Here is an 18,409-nt window from a genome sequence, read left to right on the forward strand (position 1 = left end):
TTTTAGTCAGTCAGAATGTTTTCTTTTGGCATTGTAAACTGCCTGTTCTCCGTTGTTTTTGGAATGCCGAAATAGAAGTACAATGTCCGTCTTATTGGAGCATTAACTTTATTCAATTCACTTAAAGGCCCAAGAACTTTTGTGTTCGGACTGATATTCAGGCCGAGTTTAGTACCAATTGGCGGGATTCTGTCAAGGAAAGAAAGGTCGCCGGATGGTAGATCTGGATGCGGTTTTATTCCGCTTAATCCGTAAAAGTTGAATAGCCTCACGAACAGATCATCATTAGGGGTTGCTACTGTAAATCGCCCTTCCACCGTATTTAGCTCAAGCCAAACTACATCAGCAAAGTACCCTTTAAATTCAGGGTAGATCCAGGGCGCCCTGCCTGTTTGGGTATCGTTATTTCGGTTTTCAAAAACATTGTAAGTTGTTCCATAGATACGGTTTTTCCAGACGCGTGCAGGACCTTTACCCAACCACTTGGCTCCCAGGACGAAATTCTCCGGATAATTGAAGCTGATACCGGTAAACCAGTAGTCTCCGTTTAAAGCATATTCGTAGTCCATTTGCAACATCCCGTTTGGAGACATCCGCCATTTTACGTATTTCAAATCCCCAGAATAAGAAGACTCGATTACATGTTGTTCGCCTTCTTTATAATGCTTCAATCCATTAAAAGTAGCGTTTCCGCTTACCAGGACTGGTCCGTTGTTAAGAGAAAGCTTGTAATTATTATTATCATTTGCAACGCCGGCTAGTTTTCCGGTGTTTTTGTTAAAGCTTACAGAAATTCCACTTGCTTTCAATGTGATCAGACTGTCTATCTCTGTAACGTTAACGGCCGCACCAGTTTTACCAGCTAATATGCTTTCAAGTAGCTGGGCGTTCGACTTGACTTTCCAGGTCCAGCGGTATAATTCATTATTTTGGGGATCGAAAGCCGTTAACGCAAGTGCGTCGTAATTTTTCCAATCTTCAGGGAGAATAACCTTTAATGCACCTTTTGCTGTTGGAGCTACATTAGGTGCAGTAACAGCTGCTTTTTTAGCAACAGTGTAACCTGAAGTTGCGTCGTCGCGCTTTTTGAAGTTCACCAGTTCCCATTGAAACTTGCACTGATTCAAGTTGGTGAAGTGGAAACGGTTTTCCACTGGAATTTCTCCCTTGAAATTAGGTGGCAGATTTTTTAACGTTATTCTAACGGGAGAATAGATTTCGCGAATTGCATAAAAGCTGCCCTCTTTTTCGCGATGAGGCCCAACGATACCATCAGGAGCATTAACTCCATTAACATCCAACATGTTGTTCTGGTCGGTACGCATAATACCTTCATCAGCTAAATCCCAGATAAAACCTCCTGCACCTTTTTTAGCATTCCAGTGCAGTTCCCAGAAATCTGCTAATCCAGCTCCTGCTCCCCCGTCGTCCTGCGCATGTAAGAACTCTGTTACCATATAGATGTTAGTGTCCGCCAAGATCTTTTGAGTACTGTAGTAATCTTCGTAGTGATTACAGTCGATACCGTTAATGGCATTTCCGGGTTTGTGATGTGCATGGATTACGGTACGTTTGGATAGGTCGTATTTACCGTAGTCGTCATCCAGGTCAAAGTTATGACCTCCTTCGTTACCGTTGCTCCACAGAATAATAGAAGGGTGATTTACGTCTCTCGTGACCATTTCTTTCACTAAAGGAGCACCAGCTTTAGTGCTATATGCTTTTTGCCAGCCTGCTAATTCATCGAGCACATAAATTCCAAGTGAGTCACAGAGCCGGAGAAAGTTTTTATCAGGCGGGTAGTGTGAGCAGCGAACCGCATTCATATTCATTTCCTTAATCAGTTTCGCATCGATGAGGTCGGCTTCGGGAAAAGTGGCACGACCGTATTCAGGCCAGAATACGTGCCGGTTAACTCCCTTCATCTTTATCTTGGTGCCGTTTAAATAAATGCCATCTTGCTTTCTAACTTCGATAGTTCTGAAGCCAAACTTATCTGAAGTCTTGAAGATTGTATTTTCACCATTTTTGATGTAAATATTTACGCTGTATAAGTTTGGCGTCTCGGCGGTCCAAAGGAGAGGCTTTTTAATTGTAGTTCTTAAATTCACTACAGAGTCTCCACCTGTCGCCTTAGTAGTAACCGTTCCAACTACTTTGCCTTGTTTATCTATAATTTCTGCAACTATATCCCGTCCGGCCTGGGCGTTGTTCAAATAAACATTCATGCTGAAGGCACCTGTAGCTTTTGCATCAATTGCAGTCCAGTCAATGTTTTCTTTTGGAAGAGCTTCAAGATAAACTGGTCTATAAATACCGCCAAATACCCAGTAATCGGCTAGTCGCTCAGCATTATTAACAGAATTATCAGCAGACATTTTGCTAACCGTTGCCTCAAGCAAATTTTTCTGACCGTAATTAAGCTTGTCGCTGATATTATATTTGAACCGGTAAAACGCACCTTGATGTATAGGTCCAGCAGATTTTCCATTAATCTTAACTTCTGTATCTGTCATTGAACCCTCAAATACAACGTACACGTCTTTACCTTGCCAGTTTGAAGGAACATCAAACTGATGCTTGTAAAGACCTTTTTCATCTTCGAAACGGAAATTTTTCCCGTAGGTGACGTAGTCACGGCCATAATTGTACCCTCCGAATCCTTGCTGTTCCCAATGTGAAGGTACTTGGATAGAGGTCCAGAAACCGCTTTGGCGACCTCCTGTTGCCCAAAAGTCCCAGGTCTTAGTGTTTTTGACATCAGTCCCGGAGAGATATTGAATCTGCTTCGTAACCTCAGATTGGGCTATGGCATTTGCTGTAACGAGTAATGATACCCCAAGAGCATAAATCCCCTTTTTTAAGTTCATAATAATTCTTTATTTCTTTTATTGATTGCTTCTATATTGTTTTATTTAGGATTGATGGTAGTCAGCGGTGTTATCGTAACGGGTCCGATTAAACCGGATTGCAGTGGCTCCCAATTGGCTGCCGTAAATAAACCATCCTTACCAGCGTTCTCCCTTCTCCTTGGAGGCATATTTGTATTATAGAATTTTTTCCAATTTACTTTATTCCTATCAAGATAGATAACCCTGTTAGCCATTGAATTGGTTATAAAAATTTCAAGCTTATTTTTTTTCTTCATTAAGTTGGCTGGTATTTCCACTTGATAAGCAGGCCCTAGTAAAGTTGCAAGCTCTTGTCCATTGACTACTACCCTCGCGCTTTCTTCAACCTTTCCAAGATCAAGTAGCAAGTTCGACGAAGGAGTTGTAGGTCTCTTAAAATGGGTAGAATATTTTGCTGTTCCTGAAAAATCCTTCACGCCTTCCGATGTAAATGTCGTCCACGAAGCAAGGGTTTTTGTTTTTGATTCTTTTGGAATTGTGGGACCGCCAGTTATAAAATTTACTGTCCATTCACCATTGATGGGTATTGCAGTTCCTTGAACCTCCCTGTAAGTATAAGGAGCGCCATTAACAGGGCTTTCAGAAGTTTCCAAGATGCAGCTTTCTCCTTTAGCTAGTTGTAAGTAAACTTCCGTTGTATTGCCTGAAGACCTACGGATAGCAGCGTATCCAGATTTTTCGGTCATAGGATTAAACATGGCAACAGAAGCTGCAGAGGTTCCTACTGGAACCCATTCATTAATCTCCTTGTTGCCTGAATTGAGAATAAAGTAGTAATAGGCACCATTATTCTTTCTTCGAATAAATTGAAGACCTTGGTGTACCATACTTTCTGGTTGTACGCTTGCTGCTTTTAAGGCTTTGTCAAGATCATCTGTTACATATACCGTACCTTTCCCAACGCTGGCCTTTTTAAGACCTGATACCCCTGTTCCTGAAAAAGCTAACTGCTTTGTGACATGTTTGAAGTCGGCCCTTCTTTGTTCCAGAAAATTTCCTAGTCCAGGTACGTCATCCGGCGTGCTTTTGAAGAATATTACTTTTGAGCCGCTTCTTGCCAGGTCTACAAGTTTTTGATAAGTGGCTAAAGGCATAAAGCGGGTTTGCGGAACCACAATTGTCTTGTAGGTAATATCCGCCGTTTTTATTAAACTATCTAAAGTAGCTAGATTGTAGATTTGGCGGTCAGATATAAAATCGAAACTGTAACCCTTTTCCTCTAAATTTTTAGCGTTTTCCTCCACGCTGTTACCTTTGAAGCCTTTCTCCAATCCGTCGTAATGTTGAAGAAGGGAGCGGCCGGGTGTGGCAAATGAGTCGTATATCGGAAGGTAAAGTAAAACGTCGTTGGATGGCTTTCCTAACTGAAGGAAGGATTGAGCTCTTGCTACATAATTGTTAAGCTTCCCAAAATCTTTCCAAAAGGGATTGTTAGGGGTGAAGTGGACAGCGGCATAGAACAGCCAGCCTGGCCATGGATCGTTTTTAGGGGTGTAATTTGCTCCGTGGTAAAAGGTATGGTTGACACCACCCAATAAAAACAGGTCCATTGCTTTTTTGATGTCGCCCAATTTTGAAAGGAAATGTTCATTCTCCCAGGTTGCGGATTCTGATGAAGCAAGAGGCTTCCCGGTAACGTGAGCTGCAGAGGATGCAAATTTTATCCTTAAAATATCTGTGCCTTCTATCTCCGGGATGTCTGTAGCTGCATAAAGATCTAAGATATTTGCAGGGGAACCGTGTGCCTGGTTTCGGATCAATGCTTTACGTGAACTAGCCCACTGATGCCAGGTTTCTGTATAGTTTTCTAACAATAGATCGGATATGGTTTCACGATAGTCAGTAAGGACCCTTTGGTTCTTATCTTGGACGTCTTTAGCGAACAACGCAGGGAGATAATTCTTCAGATCGTATCCACGTCTTTTGCGGAACTCCTCAAAAAACTTTGGCGTCCAGTTTGCTTCACCCTGAGCATCGTCAACTTCATAAGAATCGTTGAAAAACGCTCGAAGAGAAGACAGATCGTGCCCCTTAAACTGCTCATCAAAATACTTGAGGAAGTTGCTTGTTGCCTGCCTGGAGAAGTGGTCAATGGCATATCCTTCTCCTCCGGGACCGGCTCGTTCAACCATCTTTCCATGCCATCCCATAAAGGCAGCGTATAACGTCCATTCGCCTGCTGGGGCCGTCCAATTTAAGATTCCATTTGCATCAACTTTTGAGGTCAGATCAACAGTTTGTCCTTTATCCGAGTAGGCCATCAAAGCCTGTAAAGGCAATGCCTTCGGAAAGCGAACCTGATCAAACGCGTGAAGTTGTAAATTTGGGTTGGATGCAATTGGCTCTTTCAACTTAGAAATATCAATTCGTTCTCCCACGGTTCTAACTAAAGCAGGCTGGTTGTATAGTACAGCCTCTTTGAGTTTTTCTCCGCCCTTTAAAATGTAATTTTTAAAAGCAATGTATTTGCTAGCGTCTTCATTTCCTACCCAAGGACCTCCGAAAGGCCAGCCTGATGCCTGGGCCATATCTACGCCTAAGTCGAGACGCTTTCCTTCTTCTAATGTGTGTTTTAGTGCATTTGTCCATTCCGGAGAAAGAAAGTTCAGAAATTGCTTTTCATAGCCCTTCACTCCATAAATTGGAGTTATTTCTACACCTCCTAAACCTGCTTTTGAATACTCTTCCAGCATCCAGGTTAGGTCTTGGTTGTTTACAGCGCTACCTTCCCACCACCACCGTGTCCAGGGTTTGTTTTGCTGAGTAATCTTTGGCCATTCAGGCTTTGAGGTCTGAGCGCTTACAAAACTCGTTACTGCCAGCATTGATCCTAATAGACTTGCTTTTAAGTATTTCCGGTTCATCAATTTCTTTGTCAATTAATATTCTTAAAGTAGACTGGTTGCCTTTAAAATTAAGCGAATGTCATAGCTCCTTTTCGCTTACTTTTTTGTAACGCTTGTCTGGGATAGATTTACTCAATGACGAGGTAAACTCTGTTACATTTTTTAATACTAAACGCGGCGCACCTGGTGCCTTTTGAGCCTCGACGTTGTTGAGTTCAATGTTGTCTATGTCGTCAAGGACAATCGCCGGGCGAGTTTCTTTGCCAAGAAAGCTAACTTCTACATTGTCCATCTGAATATTCTTAACATGCCGGATAAAGAAGCCATAAGCGGGTATAACGCCGAATTTTTGAGGCTCAGGATAGGAGCCTTTTGAATCTTCGGGAACCACTTTTTGAATTACGCTCTCAGCCGAATCTATTGGCCGGTAAAAAATCCGGATATTGCTCAGTTTAACATCTTCGATGTCCCGCTCAGCATCTCCAAGAATTAGCGAAGAAAAATGTGAGTCGGCATTGTAAACTACCATGTTACTGATATTTATACGTCTTAGCTGTCCTTTCGGAGTTCCTGCAGGACCACGCATTCTTCTGCCAAGGCGAAGGAAAATAGGTGAATTTACAATATCTCTCATGGTTATATTTGAAATTGTAACGTCTTCTAAGAGTCCGCCATCCACGGTTTCTAAAGCAAGCCCACGGCAAAAATCAAATACACAATTGGTGATAGTAATATTCTTGAAACCTCCGTTTGATTCGGTCCCAAATTTAATTCGGCCGGTAGGTCCTTCGTGGTCAGGAACGAGGTGACCCTCCTTACGTTCATAAGTGCCTTTAATAAAGGTGCCTCTATCATATCCACTTACCTGGCAATTGGTAATTGTCACATTTTCGGTAGCACGAGCAAACCCTAGCCCGTAAGAGCTTTTAAGGCAAATTGCGTCATCCCAGGGAGAGTTCACACTGCAATCTGAGATGCGGACATTCCTACAGCAATCTACATCAATACCATCCCGGTTTGTATCAATTTTTAAATTGCTTATGGTCATATTATCTATTCCTGTTGCAAGGATTCCGAAGTGCCCTCCGTAAAGAATAGTAAAGTCTTTTAAAATCACGTTTCTGCACAATTTCAAAGCGATTGCCTTGTTGCCGACAGGCGCTCTGTAGGGACCACCTCTTGAAAGTCCTTTTCCATAGATAGTTCCCGGACCAAGAATGGATATGTTCTCAAGGTTTTCGCCCCAAATTAAACTGTTGTGCCAATGGCTGTGTCCGAAATCCTGGTAAGTATCGTTAGAGGCTGGTTCAGGAGCATCGTAGCCAATATTGCCTTTAGGTTCTGCTGCTACGATCGTTGCTCCCTGGTCAATGTAAAGTGAAATATTGCTTTTTAAATGTATTGAGTAGCTTGAATAGGTGCCGGCAGGAAAATAAACGGTACCTCCACCTTGTCGCGAAGCTGCTTCAATGCTTTTATTAATTGCATCAGTATCAATAGTAACACCATCCCCTTTGGCACCAAAGTCTTTAACATTATAGTATACTGGGCTTGCATTTGTTTTGGGGCTAAAAAGAGCGCAGAAAATGAAGGCTAAAAGTGTGTGCATATTGAAGTAATTAGTTCCCATCAGGCTTAATGGTAGATTTCGATGGACTTAAGGGCCAGTAAAATGAGGTGATTAAGTCGGGTTTGGCCGGATCAAAGCTCTTAAAGTCGATAATGTATCTCGCAAGGTCAAGTTTTATATCCTTAATCCCTTGCACCACACACTTTGCCATTTCATATGCCCCGAAAGGATTTGGGTGGGTATTATCTATCTGAGGGTTATGAGCGAAAGCTTTTTCAGATTCTTCAGGTCCCCACGCTTCATAAAGTGATTTAGTCATCTTGTTAAGATCAATTAAAGGAACGTTCTCCTCCTGTGCCGTTTGTCTGCAGGCAGCAGGATAATCTCCCAATGTTTCGTTGATTTGGCCGTTTTCGTTAAAGTTCCGCCTTTGGATAGAAGTAACAATAACTGGAATTCCTCCTTTTTTACGAGCTTCGGATATAAAGTATTTTAAATCCCGTTTATAACTAGTGAAAGGACCAATTCCTTCTCCCTTTTGTTTTTGATCGTTATGTCCGAATTCAATGAAAAGATAGTCGCCTTTTCGCATCTGGCTTAAAATCTTTTTTAGCCGGTTCCCTGCAAGGAAATTGCTAAGCGTTTCTCCTGATTCAGCGTAATTAGCTACAGAGATCTTTTTAGGTTCAAGAAATGCCGGAAGCATTTGCCCCCAGGCTGCGAACGGTTCTGAAGCTTGATCAACTACGGTTGAATTACCAGCAAGGAAAACTCTGATTGGTTTGTCAGCTTTTTTAATTTCTATAGCAGCCACCTTTGGTTTAGCACCATTAAACTCAAGGGTTAATTGGTTATCCCAGTGAAAGTAATTGATTTCCCGCGGTTTCAGTTTCACCCTTTCGTTTGAATCAGCAATTTCCGGAGTGCGAATGTGTACTGTAAATGTCTTTTCTCTTATCTCCCCTTGATTAGTAACTTGCTTGTAAGCCATCAGGCGACGGCATTCAGCTCTTACTGTTTGCTCCGAGGTGCCATTTTTATCCCCTAGAGTAACTTTTACATTGTAATCACCTTCTGGTAAGTCAACCGTAAAATAAAAAGGCTGATCACTGGTAATGAAATCATTTTTGAGAGCATTTTTCCCATGAACAGCTCCGGTTAATGTTGCACCCGGTAGAAATCCATAACCTTTTTCTTTCGTATAAGTTGTTCCCGGAAGGATTTGTGTATAACCTGTTGCTAAGGCGCCTGGGCCGAAATCAAATTTTCTTGTTTGAGAAAATGCTAAGCCCGAAACAAAAAGCCCCCCTAGTAATGTCGCTAATACTTTCATTAAAATCTGTAGAATAATGATAAAAGGTGATGTGTTATTTCAAGAATAAAGCTAACAGCCTGCAAGTGTTAGCTTTATTTTTTGTTGACTATTTGGTTATCTGTACCGAGCTATCATTTATAACAAAGGGATGTACCTGAAGCATTCGATAGATCTCTGCCCCGGCTAGCAGCACAGGTCCATAGCCGTGAGCCGCATATACATTTACCGGACGGTAGAAATAGAACGCCGGATCGAAGCCCATTCCTGTGCCTACACACGTTCCTTCAACTTGCCCTTTTGCATTTACTTTAGTAGCGACTGCATTCCATGCCAGTAAAGCCATGGGGCCATAAGCTTTAGGGTCCAGCCATCCTTTGTTCACTGCGCGTGCAATGCAGTACGCGTAGATAGCTGTAGCAGAGGTTTCGAGATACGTTTCATTACGATCCAGCAATTGATGCCAGAAGCCAGTACCATCTTGGCGCTGAGCTAGGCCGGCTGCGTGTTTTTTTAGCAGATCCAAGATTTCGGATCTCCCCGGATGGTTTTCCGGTAGAGCATCAAGCAGCTCGATCTTAGTAAGAATTGCCCATCCATTTGCCCTTCCCCAGTGAAACTGAGGGTGCGGGTTCATGTCTTGCACCCAACCGTGCATGTATAAGCCACGCTCGTTATTGAACATCCTTTGTGAAAATTGGCGATATTGCTTAACAGCTTCATCAAAATATTTTTTATCCCCTGTTAGTACTCCCATTTGAGCAAGCGCTGGTAAGCTCATGTATAGGTCATCTAACCAAAGTGTATTTGGTTGAGGCCTGTTACGGGCAAGGGTTCCGTCACTTAGGCGGAATTCCTTGGTCATAATATAACTAATGAAGTTATCTATAGCCGGACGAATGTCGGACTTTAATTGTCCTGTTCTAAGGGTCTTTATGAAAGATGCCGTCAGGGCTCCTCCATCATCCAGCGCATGTGGATTTAAATAAGAGCGAACAGGTGTAGCAGCTTCAGGGTTTTTCCTTGAGTACTCTTTGAATCCATTAATTACGTCAGCAATGAAGTTAACACGGCTAACTGCGTAATCAGTATATTTTTTATCCCCGGTTGCTACACCAGCCTCAAGCATCCCCGTATAAGTTACTCCCCATTCATAGCTAAGTAACCGAAAATCGCCGGGCTTAAAGACGGTGTTTGAGCTAGCCTTTTTATAGTCAGTAACTGGAGCCTGACTAGTTTTGTCGATTAGTTGAGTGTAGGTCGTTGCGTTTAGATAGTTGAAAACTTTATCTAAAACCGCTTTAACATCAGCTGGCTTTGTTTCGCCATATGGTGTTGGGTATTCTGGTTTAAGTAGATGAAGAGGGGTAGTAGAATCATTCCCTTTCAGTGTGGTGTACTGTGCAAATAAAGGACAAGTTGTTAAGTTAAGCCCTATCGCCACAGCAATATTAAAGGCGGTCTTCTTGTACTTGTAAGTTGAAAATGGCATATAAAAGGTTGTTTAATAAAAAATAGTTTTAATTATTAACAAGGTAACTTTTATAAAAGGTATCCCCCATTCGTAATTAGATTCATTGTATAAAAAACTTTTTTACGGATCAAGGAACAAAACTTGAGCTTTATTGGGATCCATAAGTGTGTGTTGTTAACTGGTTGTGCCTGGATGGCTAAAATTAAAAAGTTTCCCTAATGAACCTATCCTGAGGTATCCTGAAAAGCCTGTTTTTATTAGAATTGTTACAGATGAGGATTAGTAATACATAGGATGTTTCTTGAAGAATAATTCGTTCATGTATCAGTATTGTTAAAATTAATTTACGTAGTTTTTTTTATTCTTGGCTCTTGATAACAAACGGAATTTTGGGCTGTCAGGATGGCTTGAAGCGGGAAGTTTTTTTAAGCCGGGAGATCATTGATAACAGCTAATTAAGGAAGAAAATAGTTTGAGCTTTTAAAGAACATTTTAGTCCTTCTTATTTGAATTGTTGAGGCAATCCTGATGGCGATTCTGAGTTATCTATTAAATACCAGTAACCAATGTAACCAGTATGAGGCGTAGAGAATTTGTTTCAAATACACTTCTTTTATCTGCTGTAGCAATGCTGCCTAAGTTTTCATTTGGGATGCCAGAGCCGGATTGGAGAAAAGAAGTTTCTCCTTTGGCAAAACGGCTGAAACCTGTTGGACGTGCATTGGAAATGGAAGGATATTATGTTTGGTGTAACAGTCCTATTATGGGACCAGATGGAAAAGTGCATGTGTTCTTCTCCCGCTGGCCTGCGAAAAAAGGAATGGGCGGTTGGATAAACAGTTCGGAAATAGCTCATGCGGTAGCAGATCATCCCGAAGCTTCATTTCAATATGTAAGCACAGTTCTTGCTCCTCGTGGTACGGGTTTCTGGGATGGTACTACTTGCCATAACCCCCATATTAAGTTTGTAGACGGCAAGTACTGTCTCTTCTACATGGGGAATTCAAATGGAAAAACTAACACTAAAAGAATCGGTTTGGCCACTGCAGATTCACTTTACGGTCCCTGGGTTCGACCCGCTATTCCACTTTTGGAGGCAGGACCGGAAGGCGCTTGGGACGATCATTGTACTACGAATCCAGCGTTTATAAAACATCCTAATGGCCAGTATTGGTTGTACTATAAATCATGGAATAATAACGATTATTATAATTCTACCGATCCTGTTATCAGAGGTAACCGTAAATATGGGTTAGCTATAGCGGATAAATTGGAAGGACCTTATGTTCGCTTCGTAGGAAATCCAGTAGTAGATTATTCCAGAAAGGGTGGGAACAGGCAATTTGAAGATGCTTTTGTATGGGTAGACCAAGGAAAATTTAATATGCTTGCCCGAGACATGGGAGTTTATAACCAGGAAGTCGGTTTGCACATTAGGTCCAGGGATGGCTTAAGTTGGGATGAACCCAAGGTGGGTTATAAGCCCGTACGGGATTACGTTCAAGAGCCTCCTGCTCCATTAAATCTAAAACGCTATGGTCGTTTAGAACGACCTCAAATCCTGTTTATCAAAGGAAAACCAGCATATCTATTTACAGCCTCTCAGGGCGGTGTGTATATGACCGCATCTTCTTTTATCCTTAAAATATCGTAATATACTATTAATATGAACCTCAAGAGATACGTCAACAAAATTTCAGTACTTGCTATAGTTGCATTGTTATTTGCATTCAGGTCCAATGATAATCCTAAAGTTTGGACTTCCTCAGACCAGCCGCAAAAGGAACTTGAAGCATTAAGGAAGGAAATAAAGGCCCCTAAATTTAAAAATAAAGACTATAAGATAACTGATTTCGGTGCTCAACCTGGCGCCCAGGTAAATAATACAGCGGCGTTCAAAAAGGCGATCGAAACTTGCAGCAAAAATGGCGGTGGACGCGTGGTAGTTCCGGCAGGAGCTTTCTTAACTGGTGCTATTTATTTGAAAAGTAACGTAAACCTGCATCTTGCAGATGGTGCAACTATAGTGTTTAGCCATAATCCAAAGGATTATCCTATTGTATTTACACGTTGGGAAGGAATGGAGTGCATGAATTATTCTTCTTTAATTTATGCCTACGGTGAGAAAAATATTGCAGTAACCGGAAATGGAACACTAGATGGAAATGCTAATAACGAACGTTGGTGGAACTGGAATGGTAGTCCCCGCTATGGATGGAAAGAAGGAATGCCGAAACAAACTCCCGCCAGAACAGCCTTACATGAAATGATGCACAAAAAAGTTGATCCCAGAAAAAGGATCTTTGGCGACGGTCATTATCTAAGACCTAATATGTTCCAGCCATATAACTGCAAAAACATCTTGGTTTCGGGAGTGAAAATGATCAATTCTCCCATGTGGTTTATGAATCCGGTTCTTTGCGAAAATGTTACTATTGAAAAGGTTAAAGTTGCCGCCCATGGACCAAATACGGATGGATGCGATCCAGAATCCTGTAAAAACGTATTGATCAAAGACTGTTATTTTGATACAGGTGATGATTGTATAGCTATAAAATCTGGGCGCGATGAGGATGGTCGCCGGATTGGAAAACCTGCGGAAAATCATATTATAGAAGGCTGTGAAATGAAAGATGGTCATGGAGGGGTAGTAATAGGAAGCGAGATTGCGGGCGGTGCAAGAAATATTTATGCTATCAATTGTACTATGGACAGTCCTAACCTTGACCGGGTTCTTCGTTTGAAAACAAGTTCATCCCGGGGGGGCATCATCGAAAACATTTTTATGAAAGATATTAAAGTTGGAGCCTACCGTGATGCGGCAATAACTTGTAACATGTTCTATGAAAAGCCCGGCAACTTTATGCCTACTATCAGGAATGTGTGGGTCGAAAATTTAGATGTTTCTAATGGCGGCAATTATGGAGTCTTTGTCAGGGCATATAAGGCATCTCCCGTTCAAAATTTGAAGTTAATTAACTGTGATATTAGAGGTGTGAAAAAGCCTATGCAAATTGACTATGTAAAGAACATGGAACTAAAGAACGTTAAAATAAATGGAGAGATAGCAGTTCTGCCAGATACACTTTCGAACCGGTAGTCTTTTGACGCCGGGAATATAAAAAAGGTAAAAGTTCGCCACTATGATTATGGTTAAGCAGCTAGTAGTTTTATATTCCCGGTTACTATAATATCAAAGTGTTAGAAAATTTCATATACTAACCGGAGGAAAACCTGAACCAACTGGCTCGACCCCGGTCGATCATAAATTCAAAGAAATAGAATGATTAAACTATGACTGGAAAAAAACTAAAAATAAGGCTAACATTTTGCCTGTCCTTATTTACTGTTATCCTCGTTCATGCACAGCCAATTAATAGGCAGGCTGTTGTTCAACGCCATACCATTATAAATACAAAGGTCGATTCACTTGAGTCCCTATCTGTCGGAAATGGAAAGTTTGCGTACACTGTTGACGTCACAGGTTTACAATCCTTCCCTGAGCGGTATGCAAAAGGGGTAACTCTTGGCACTCAATCTGAATGGGGCTGGAACCGGTTGAAAGACACAGTAGGCTATAAGTTCGATGAAACCTTGAAAGAGTACACACTCAATGGAAAAAAGTCTTCTTATTCCGTTCAATTTTCAGGGGCTGACACCCGTCAAAGAAATGCTTCTGATTGGTTTCGTAAAAGTGTTCACCGCATTCAGCTTGGAAACCTGGGGCTTGATATTTATAAAAAGGATGGTTCGTTAGTGGGACCCAAAGATTTGCAAAATATACGCCAATCACTAAATATGTGGACGGGGGAGATTACAAGCCACTTCACAGTAGAAGGTATACCTGTTGATGTAGTTACGGTGGCGCACCAGGATCTGGATCTTTTAGGTTTTCAAGTAAAATCCCCGTTAATTACAACAGGGCAACTGAAGGTGAGATTGCGCTATCCATATCCAACAATGGAGTTTTTAGACGAGGGCGTTAATTACAAGGATCCTCAAAAACATAAATCTTCTATTATAGCTCAGGATGCGTCTGGCGCCACTATACAACACGAATTAGAAGGAATAACCTATTCCTCGATTTTTAAGTGGAATAATGCAAAGGTTAATGCAACTGGCACTACCCATTATTATCAGGTCACCCCAGATAAGAACAGTACAGTATTTGAATTCAGTTGCTTGTTTGCTCCTCAGCAAACTTCCGCATCTGCGCTTCCAAGTTTTAGTCAAACACGCGAGAACAGTATTACCCAGCTTAAGAAGTTTTGGATGAATGGAGCCGCCATTGATTTCGCTGGAAGTACTGATCCACGGGCAAAGGAACTAGAAAGACGTGTTATCACGTCAGAATATCTGACAAAGATTCAATGCGCAGGTTCCTTTCCGCCGCAGGAAACAGGCCTAACCTATAATAGCTGGTTTGGTAAGCCGCATCTTGAAATGCATTGGTGGCATGGCATTCATTTCGCTCTCTGGAATAGACCGGAGTTATTGGAGAAAACCCTTGATTGGTATTTCAAGGTAGAAGACGGAGCGAAAGAAATTGCAAAGCGGCAGGGCTTTAAAGGAGCCCGTTGGCAAAAAATGACTGATCACGAAGGGTTGGAGAGCCCGTCGTCTGTTGGAGCATTTATAATTTGGCAGCAACCGCACCCGATCTATATGGCCGAATTACTTTATCGTAATTCCAACAACAAAGAAGTGCTTCAGAAATATAAGGATATCGTATTTGAGACGGCTGAATTCATGTCTTCATTTGCTGTTTATGATAGTGCAAAACAACGTTATAACCTTGGAAAGGGGTTGATTCCAGCTCAGGAAGTTTTTAAAGCTGTAGATACTTACAACCCTACTTATGAATTGGCCTACTGGGATTGGGCTTTACGTATAGCACAGCAATGGCGGGAGCGCATGGGAATGGCTCGCAATGCGGAGTGGGATGCGGTTATCAATAAATTGGCTCCTCTTCCAAAATTGAATGGTGTATACTTGTCAACTGAGAACACCCCCGACTCTTTCACCAACGAGGAGTGGTTACGCGACCATCCATCCGTGTTGGGAGCTTTGGGAATGGTTCCAGCAGGGGCCAAACTAGATAAAGCTACGATGCAACGAACATTCGATACGGTATGGAAAGTTTGGCAATGGGATGATACCTGGGGGTGGGACTTTCCTATGACAGCAATGACCGCTGCGCGCTTAGGTAAACCCGAGAAGGCAATTGATGCCTTGTTTATGAATATAAAGACTAATACTTATCTGAAAAACGGGCACAACTATCAGGATGGCCGTTTACGTATTTATCTTCCTGGTAATGGAGGTGTACTTGCAACGGTAGCAATGCTGGCAGGCGGTTGGGATGGGTCTGTAGGACCTAATCCAGGATTTCCAAAGAACGGAAAATGGAAAGTAAAATCAGAGGGCTTCAAAAAGATGCCTTAAAAGATAAAAGGGGGATGTTTGGTCCCCCTTTTTTGTCTCGGAGGTCATATTTTCGTCAAGTAAAAAACTAAAAGAAAAATTTTCACTTTCTAGATTTAATTTTTGCCAAAATACACTTGATGAAGATTTTGTTAATTGAAGATGAACCGGGGATCGTCTCTGTAATTTCACGTGGTTTAACTGACACAGGAATGGAGGTTAGTGTTGCAGCTGACGGCCGGACTGGGCTTGATATGGCTATAAAACATGATTTTGATCTGGTTATTTTAGATATTATGCTTCCTGAGATAAATGGTATACAAGTATGCCGGGAAATCAGAAAAAAGAATACAAGCATACCTATTCTTATGCTCACAGCATTGAGTAGTACAGAGAATATCGTTACAGGTTTGGACAGTGGAGCAGATGATTATCTGGCAAAGCCTTTCAAGTTTGCAGAGTTGGAAGCAAGGATACGTACCCTCATACGGAGAAGCAAAACAGAAACTCAGCCTAAAAATAAACTGGTTTTTGCCGATCTTGAAATTGATCTTGATGCCAAGTCGATTAAGAGAGCTGGTAAGGAAATTAGTCTTACAGCAACAGAATACCGCTTGCTTGAATACTTTGTCCTTAATCCTAATAAGGTACTGTCGAGAATAGAGCTCCTCGATCACGTTTGGGACATTAATTTTAATATGGGAACTAACGTTGTAGACGTTTATGTGAATTACCTAAGGAAGAAAATAGACAATGGATTCCCTATAAAGCTAATTCAGACCGTGTTTGGGATGGGATATATCTTGAAAGAGGAAGCATCGGATGAGAATTCAAACTAAGATTACTTTACTTTATTTTATTATTGCCACAGCTGGCTTAATTCTTTTGAATGCATCCATATTCTATTTCGTTTCTCAGTTCAACTTTGAAGATTTCTTTAAAAGGCTGGAAGCACGGGTTCGCTTATCCGCTCAAATAAATCTTTTCCAGAATGAGAGGTCGGGCGCGTATCAGGACATCCGAAATCGCTATTTAGAAAAGCTAGATCAAGAGAGAGACTATTTGATTAAATATGAAAAGGGAAAGTTTGCCAGACCTCTTCCTCTGCCAGAACAGTTCTACGAAGCAATTGTGAAAAACGGAAGTGCCAGGTATAATGTTGACAATGAGTTTTATGCTGGGTCATATGTGAAATCGCCTAAAGGAAGTTATATTGTAATGGTGGCAGCTCAGGATCCTTACGGTTTCAAGGAGCTTGAGGAACTTAAGAAAGTCCTTATTATTACTTTTTTTATCTCAGTAATTCTCACTTATGTGGCAGGTAAGGTATTTTCTTACTATACCATCAAACCTGTACGTGCAATTATAAAAAGTGTACGAAGTATATCGGCCAATAATTTACATTTGCGTTTAACTGAACTGAAAGGCAGTGATGAGATTTCGGAGCTTGTCCAAACCTTTAATCACATGCTTACTCGTCTGGAGACTTCTTTCGAGACTCAGAATAACTTTGTCAGTAATGCCTCACATGAACTTCGCACCCCATTAGCCATCATTACTTCAGAAACAGAACTATTGTTAAGTGCTGCCGGGCTACCAGAGAAAGCAAGTCAATCAGCCAAAAATATTTTAGCGGAGTCTGAGAAACTCGAACAAATTCTGACGAGCCTGCTTGGATTAGCTCAAACAGGTTTCGATGGAAAAAAACAAAACTGGCAACTTATCCGCACTGATGAATTGGTACTAAATGTTGTAGACTCCGTAAGGAAGATCGATGCGGAAAGCAATATTGCGATCGATTTCTCGGGTCTTCCAGCAAATGAGGAGCTGTTATATACGGAAGGTAACATAAACTTACTGCGCCTAGCTTTGAGCAATATTGTACTTAATGCCTGTAAGTATTCAAACAATCAACAAGTAGTAGTGAGATTATCGGCTGAAAACGGAAGGATTGCAATTGTTGTGATTGATAAGGGAATTGGAATTCCCCAAAGTGAATTGCAACATGTTTTTGAGCCTTTTTTTAGAGCGTCTAATACAACTGATTTCGAAGGCCATGGCATAGGTCTTCCTCTGACTCTCAATATAATACGTTTGCATAAAGGTTCGATTGGAATAAGATCGGAAGAAAAGATTGGTACGGAAATGCAAGTTTTATTGCCCGTTTGTAGGAAAGTATAAATTTTTCTTATTAAATTTTAATAACCCTTCTTCACAACTAGTTTGTGCAAGCAGATGACTGACTTTTTTAGAGTTATACCCTTTTTCTCGTCTAAAACTATATTTTTTTCTAATCATATTCTAATAAGTATCTTAAGTTTCTTTAATAACCTTAAAGTAGTATTGTAATAACAAAATTATTGTTCACACTTAAAGTGATTGTTATGCAAACTATTTTAATTCCAACCAGTTTTCAGCTCAAGTCGTTCGATTGTATATCGACGATATCCAGGCAGTTTAAAGGGCAGGAAATTTCAATACTTTTTACTCATATGTTTAAGCTATCAGATTCAATATCTGACCTCCTTATGTTATCAAGAAGAGTAAAAGAATATGAATATGTTAGCGAGGATTTTTACCGGGAATGTCACGAATTAAAGCTGAATTGCGCTGAAGTTAAATCTGTTGGGATAGAATTCTTTTATGGCGGCACTTTAGCAGCTTTCAAAAATTTCCTGGAAACTCATGAAGTGGATTTTATTCTCGATCCCGTATCATGTAATTGTACTCCCCTGAACAAGTCGAGTATAGATCCTTCAGTACTAATTAATCGAGCAAACCTTCCTATCCTTGAGTTGCAAAAAATCTCGCATCAGGAGAATTTCAGTGAGAAAAAAGAATTAGAGGAAGTCAATTAAAAACTTAAATAAG

At 41.1% G+C, this 18,409-nt stretch carries 11 protein-coding genes; 6 read left to right on the forward strand and 5 right to left on the reverse strand.

Annotation, left to right across the window (positions count from 1 at the left end):
• Positions 1 to 2: 2 nt before the first annotated feature.
• From J4N25_RS11170 to J4N25_RS11190, 5 genes are all read right to left on the reverse strand, one after another.
• Positions 3 to 2,870 (reverse strand): glycoside hydrolase family 2 protein, encoded by a 2,868-nt coding sequence (locus J4N25_RS11170; protein WP_207422285.1) that lies wholly within the window; start codon positions 2,868 to 2,870, stop codon positions 3 to 5.
• Positions 2,871 to 2,911: 41 nt separating this feature from the next.
• Positions 2,912 to 5,776: a glycosyl hydrolase gene (locus J4N25_RS11175; RefSeq protein ID WP_207422286.1), complete on the reverse strand. Its 2,865-nt coding sequence runs from the start codon at positions 5,774 to 5,776 to the stop codon at positions 2,912 to 2,914.
• Positions 5,777 to 5,837: 61 nt separating this feature from the next.
• Complete coding sequence (locus J4N25_RS11180; RefSeq protein WP_242695869.1) at positions 5,838 to 7,388, reverse strand: rhamnogalacturonidase; 1,551 nt, start codon at positions 7,386 to 7,388, stop codon at positions 5,838 to 5,840.
• A complete protein-coding gene (locus J4N25_RS11185; RefSeq protein ID WP_207422287.1) occupies positions 7,378 to 8,661 on the reverse strand; it encodes a rhamnogalacturonan acetylesterase in 1,284 nt (427 codons plus the stop codon). The genes J4N25_RS11180 and J4N25_RS11185 overlap by 11 nt, the downstream gene beginning before the upstream one ends.
• An 88-nt stretch (positions 8,662 to 8,749) precedes the next feature.
• Positions 8,750 to 10,132, reverse strand: coding sequence for a glycoside hydrolase family 88/105 protein (locus J4N25_RS11190; protein WP_207422288.1), 1,383 nt, complete (start codon positions 10,130 to 10,132; stop codon positions 8,750 to 8,752).
• A 559-nt stretch (positions 10,133 to 10,691) separates the two neighbouring features.
• On the opposite strand from J4N25_RS11190, the gene J4N25_RS11195 reads away from it, so the two are divergent.
• From J4N25_RS11195 to J4N25_RS11220, 6 genes are all read left to right on the forward strand, one after another.
• Positions 10,692 to 11,768 carry a glycoside hydrolase family protein gene (locus J4N25_RS11195; RefSeq protein ID WP_207422289.1) on the forward strand — a complete coding sequence of 359 codons (1,077 nt, stop codon included), beginning with the start codon at positions 10,692 to 10,694 and terminating at the stop codon, positions 11,766 to 11,768.
• Positions 11,769 to 11,780: 12 nt separating this feature from the next.
• Positions 11,781 to 13,214, forward strand: coding sequence for a glycoside hydrolase family 28 protein (locus J4N25_RS11200; protein WP_207422290.1), 1,434 nt, complete (start codon positions 11,781 to 11,783; stop codon positions 13,212 to 13,214).
• Between the two features lie 194 nt (positions 13,215 to 13,408).
• Entirely contained in the window at positions 13,409 to 15,559 is a 2,151-nt protein-coding gene (locus J4N25_RS11205; protein ID WP_207422291.1) for a hypothetical protein, read from the forward strand.
• A gap of 119 nt (positions 15,560 to 15,678) precedes the next feature.
• A complete protein-coding gene (locus J4N25_RS11210; protein WP_207422292.1) occupies positions 15,679 to 16,377 on the forward strand; it encodes a response regulator transcription factor in 699 nt (232 codons plus the stop codon).
• A complete protein-coding gene (locus J4N25_RS11215) occupies positions 16,361 to 17,719 on the forward strand; it encodes a HAMP domain-containing sensor histidine kinase (RefSeq protein WP_207422293.1) in 1,359 nt (452 codons plus the stop codon). The genes J4N25_RS11210 and J4N25_RS11215 overlap by 17 nt, the downstream gene beginning before the upstream one ends.
• A gap of 203 nt (positions 17,720 to 17,922) precedes the next feature.
• Entirely contained in the window at positions 17,923 to 18,396 is a 474-nt protein-coding gene (locus tag J4N25_RS11220; RefSeq protein WP_207422294.1) for a hypothetical protein, read from the forward strand.
• The last annotated feature ends 13 nt before the right edge of the window (positions 18,397 to 18,409 follow it).

This window comes from Desertivirga brevis (assembly GCF_017355835.1).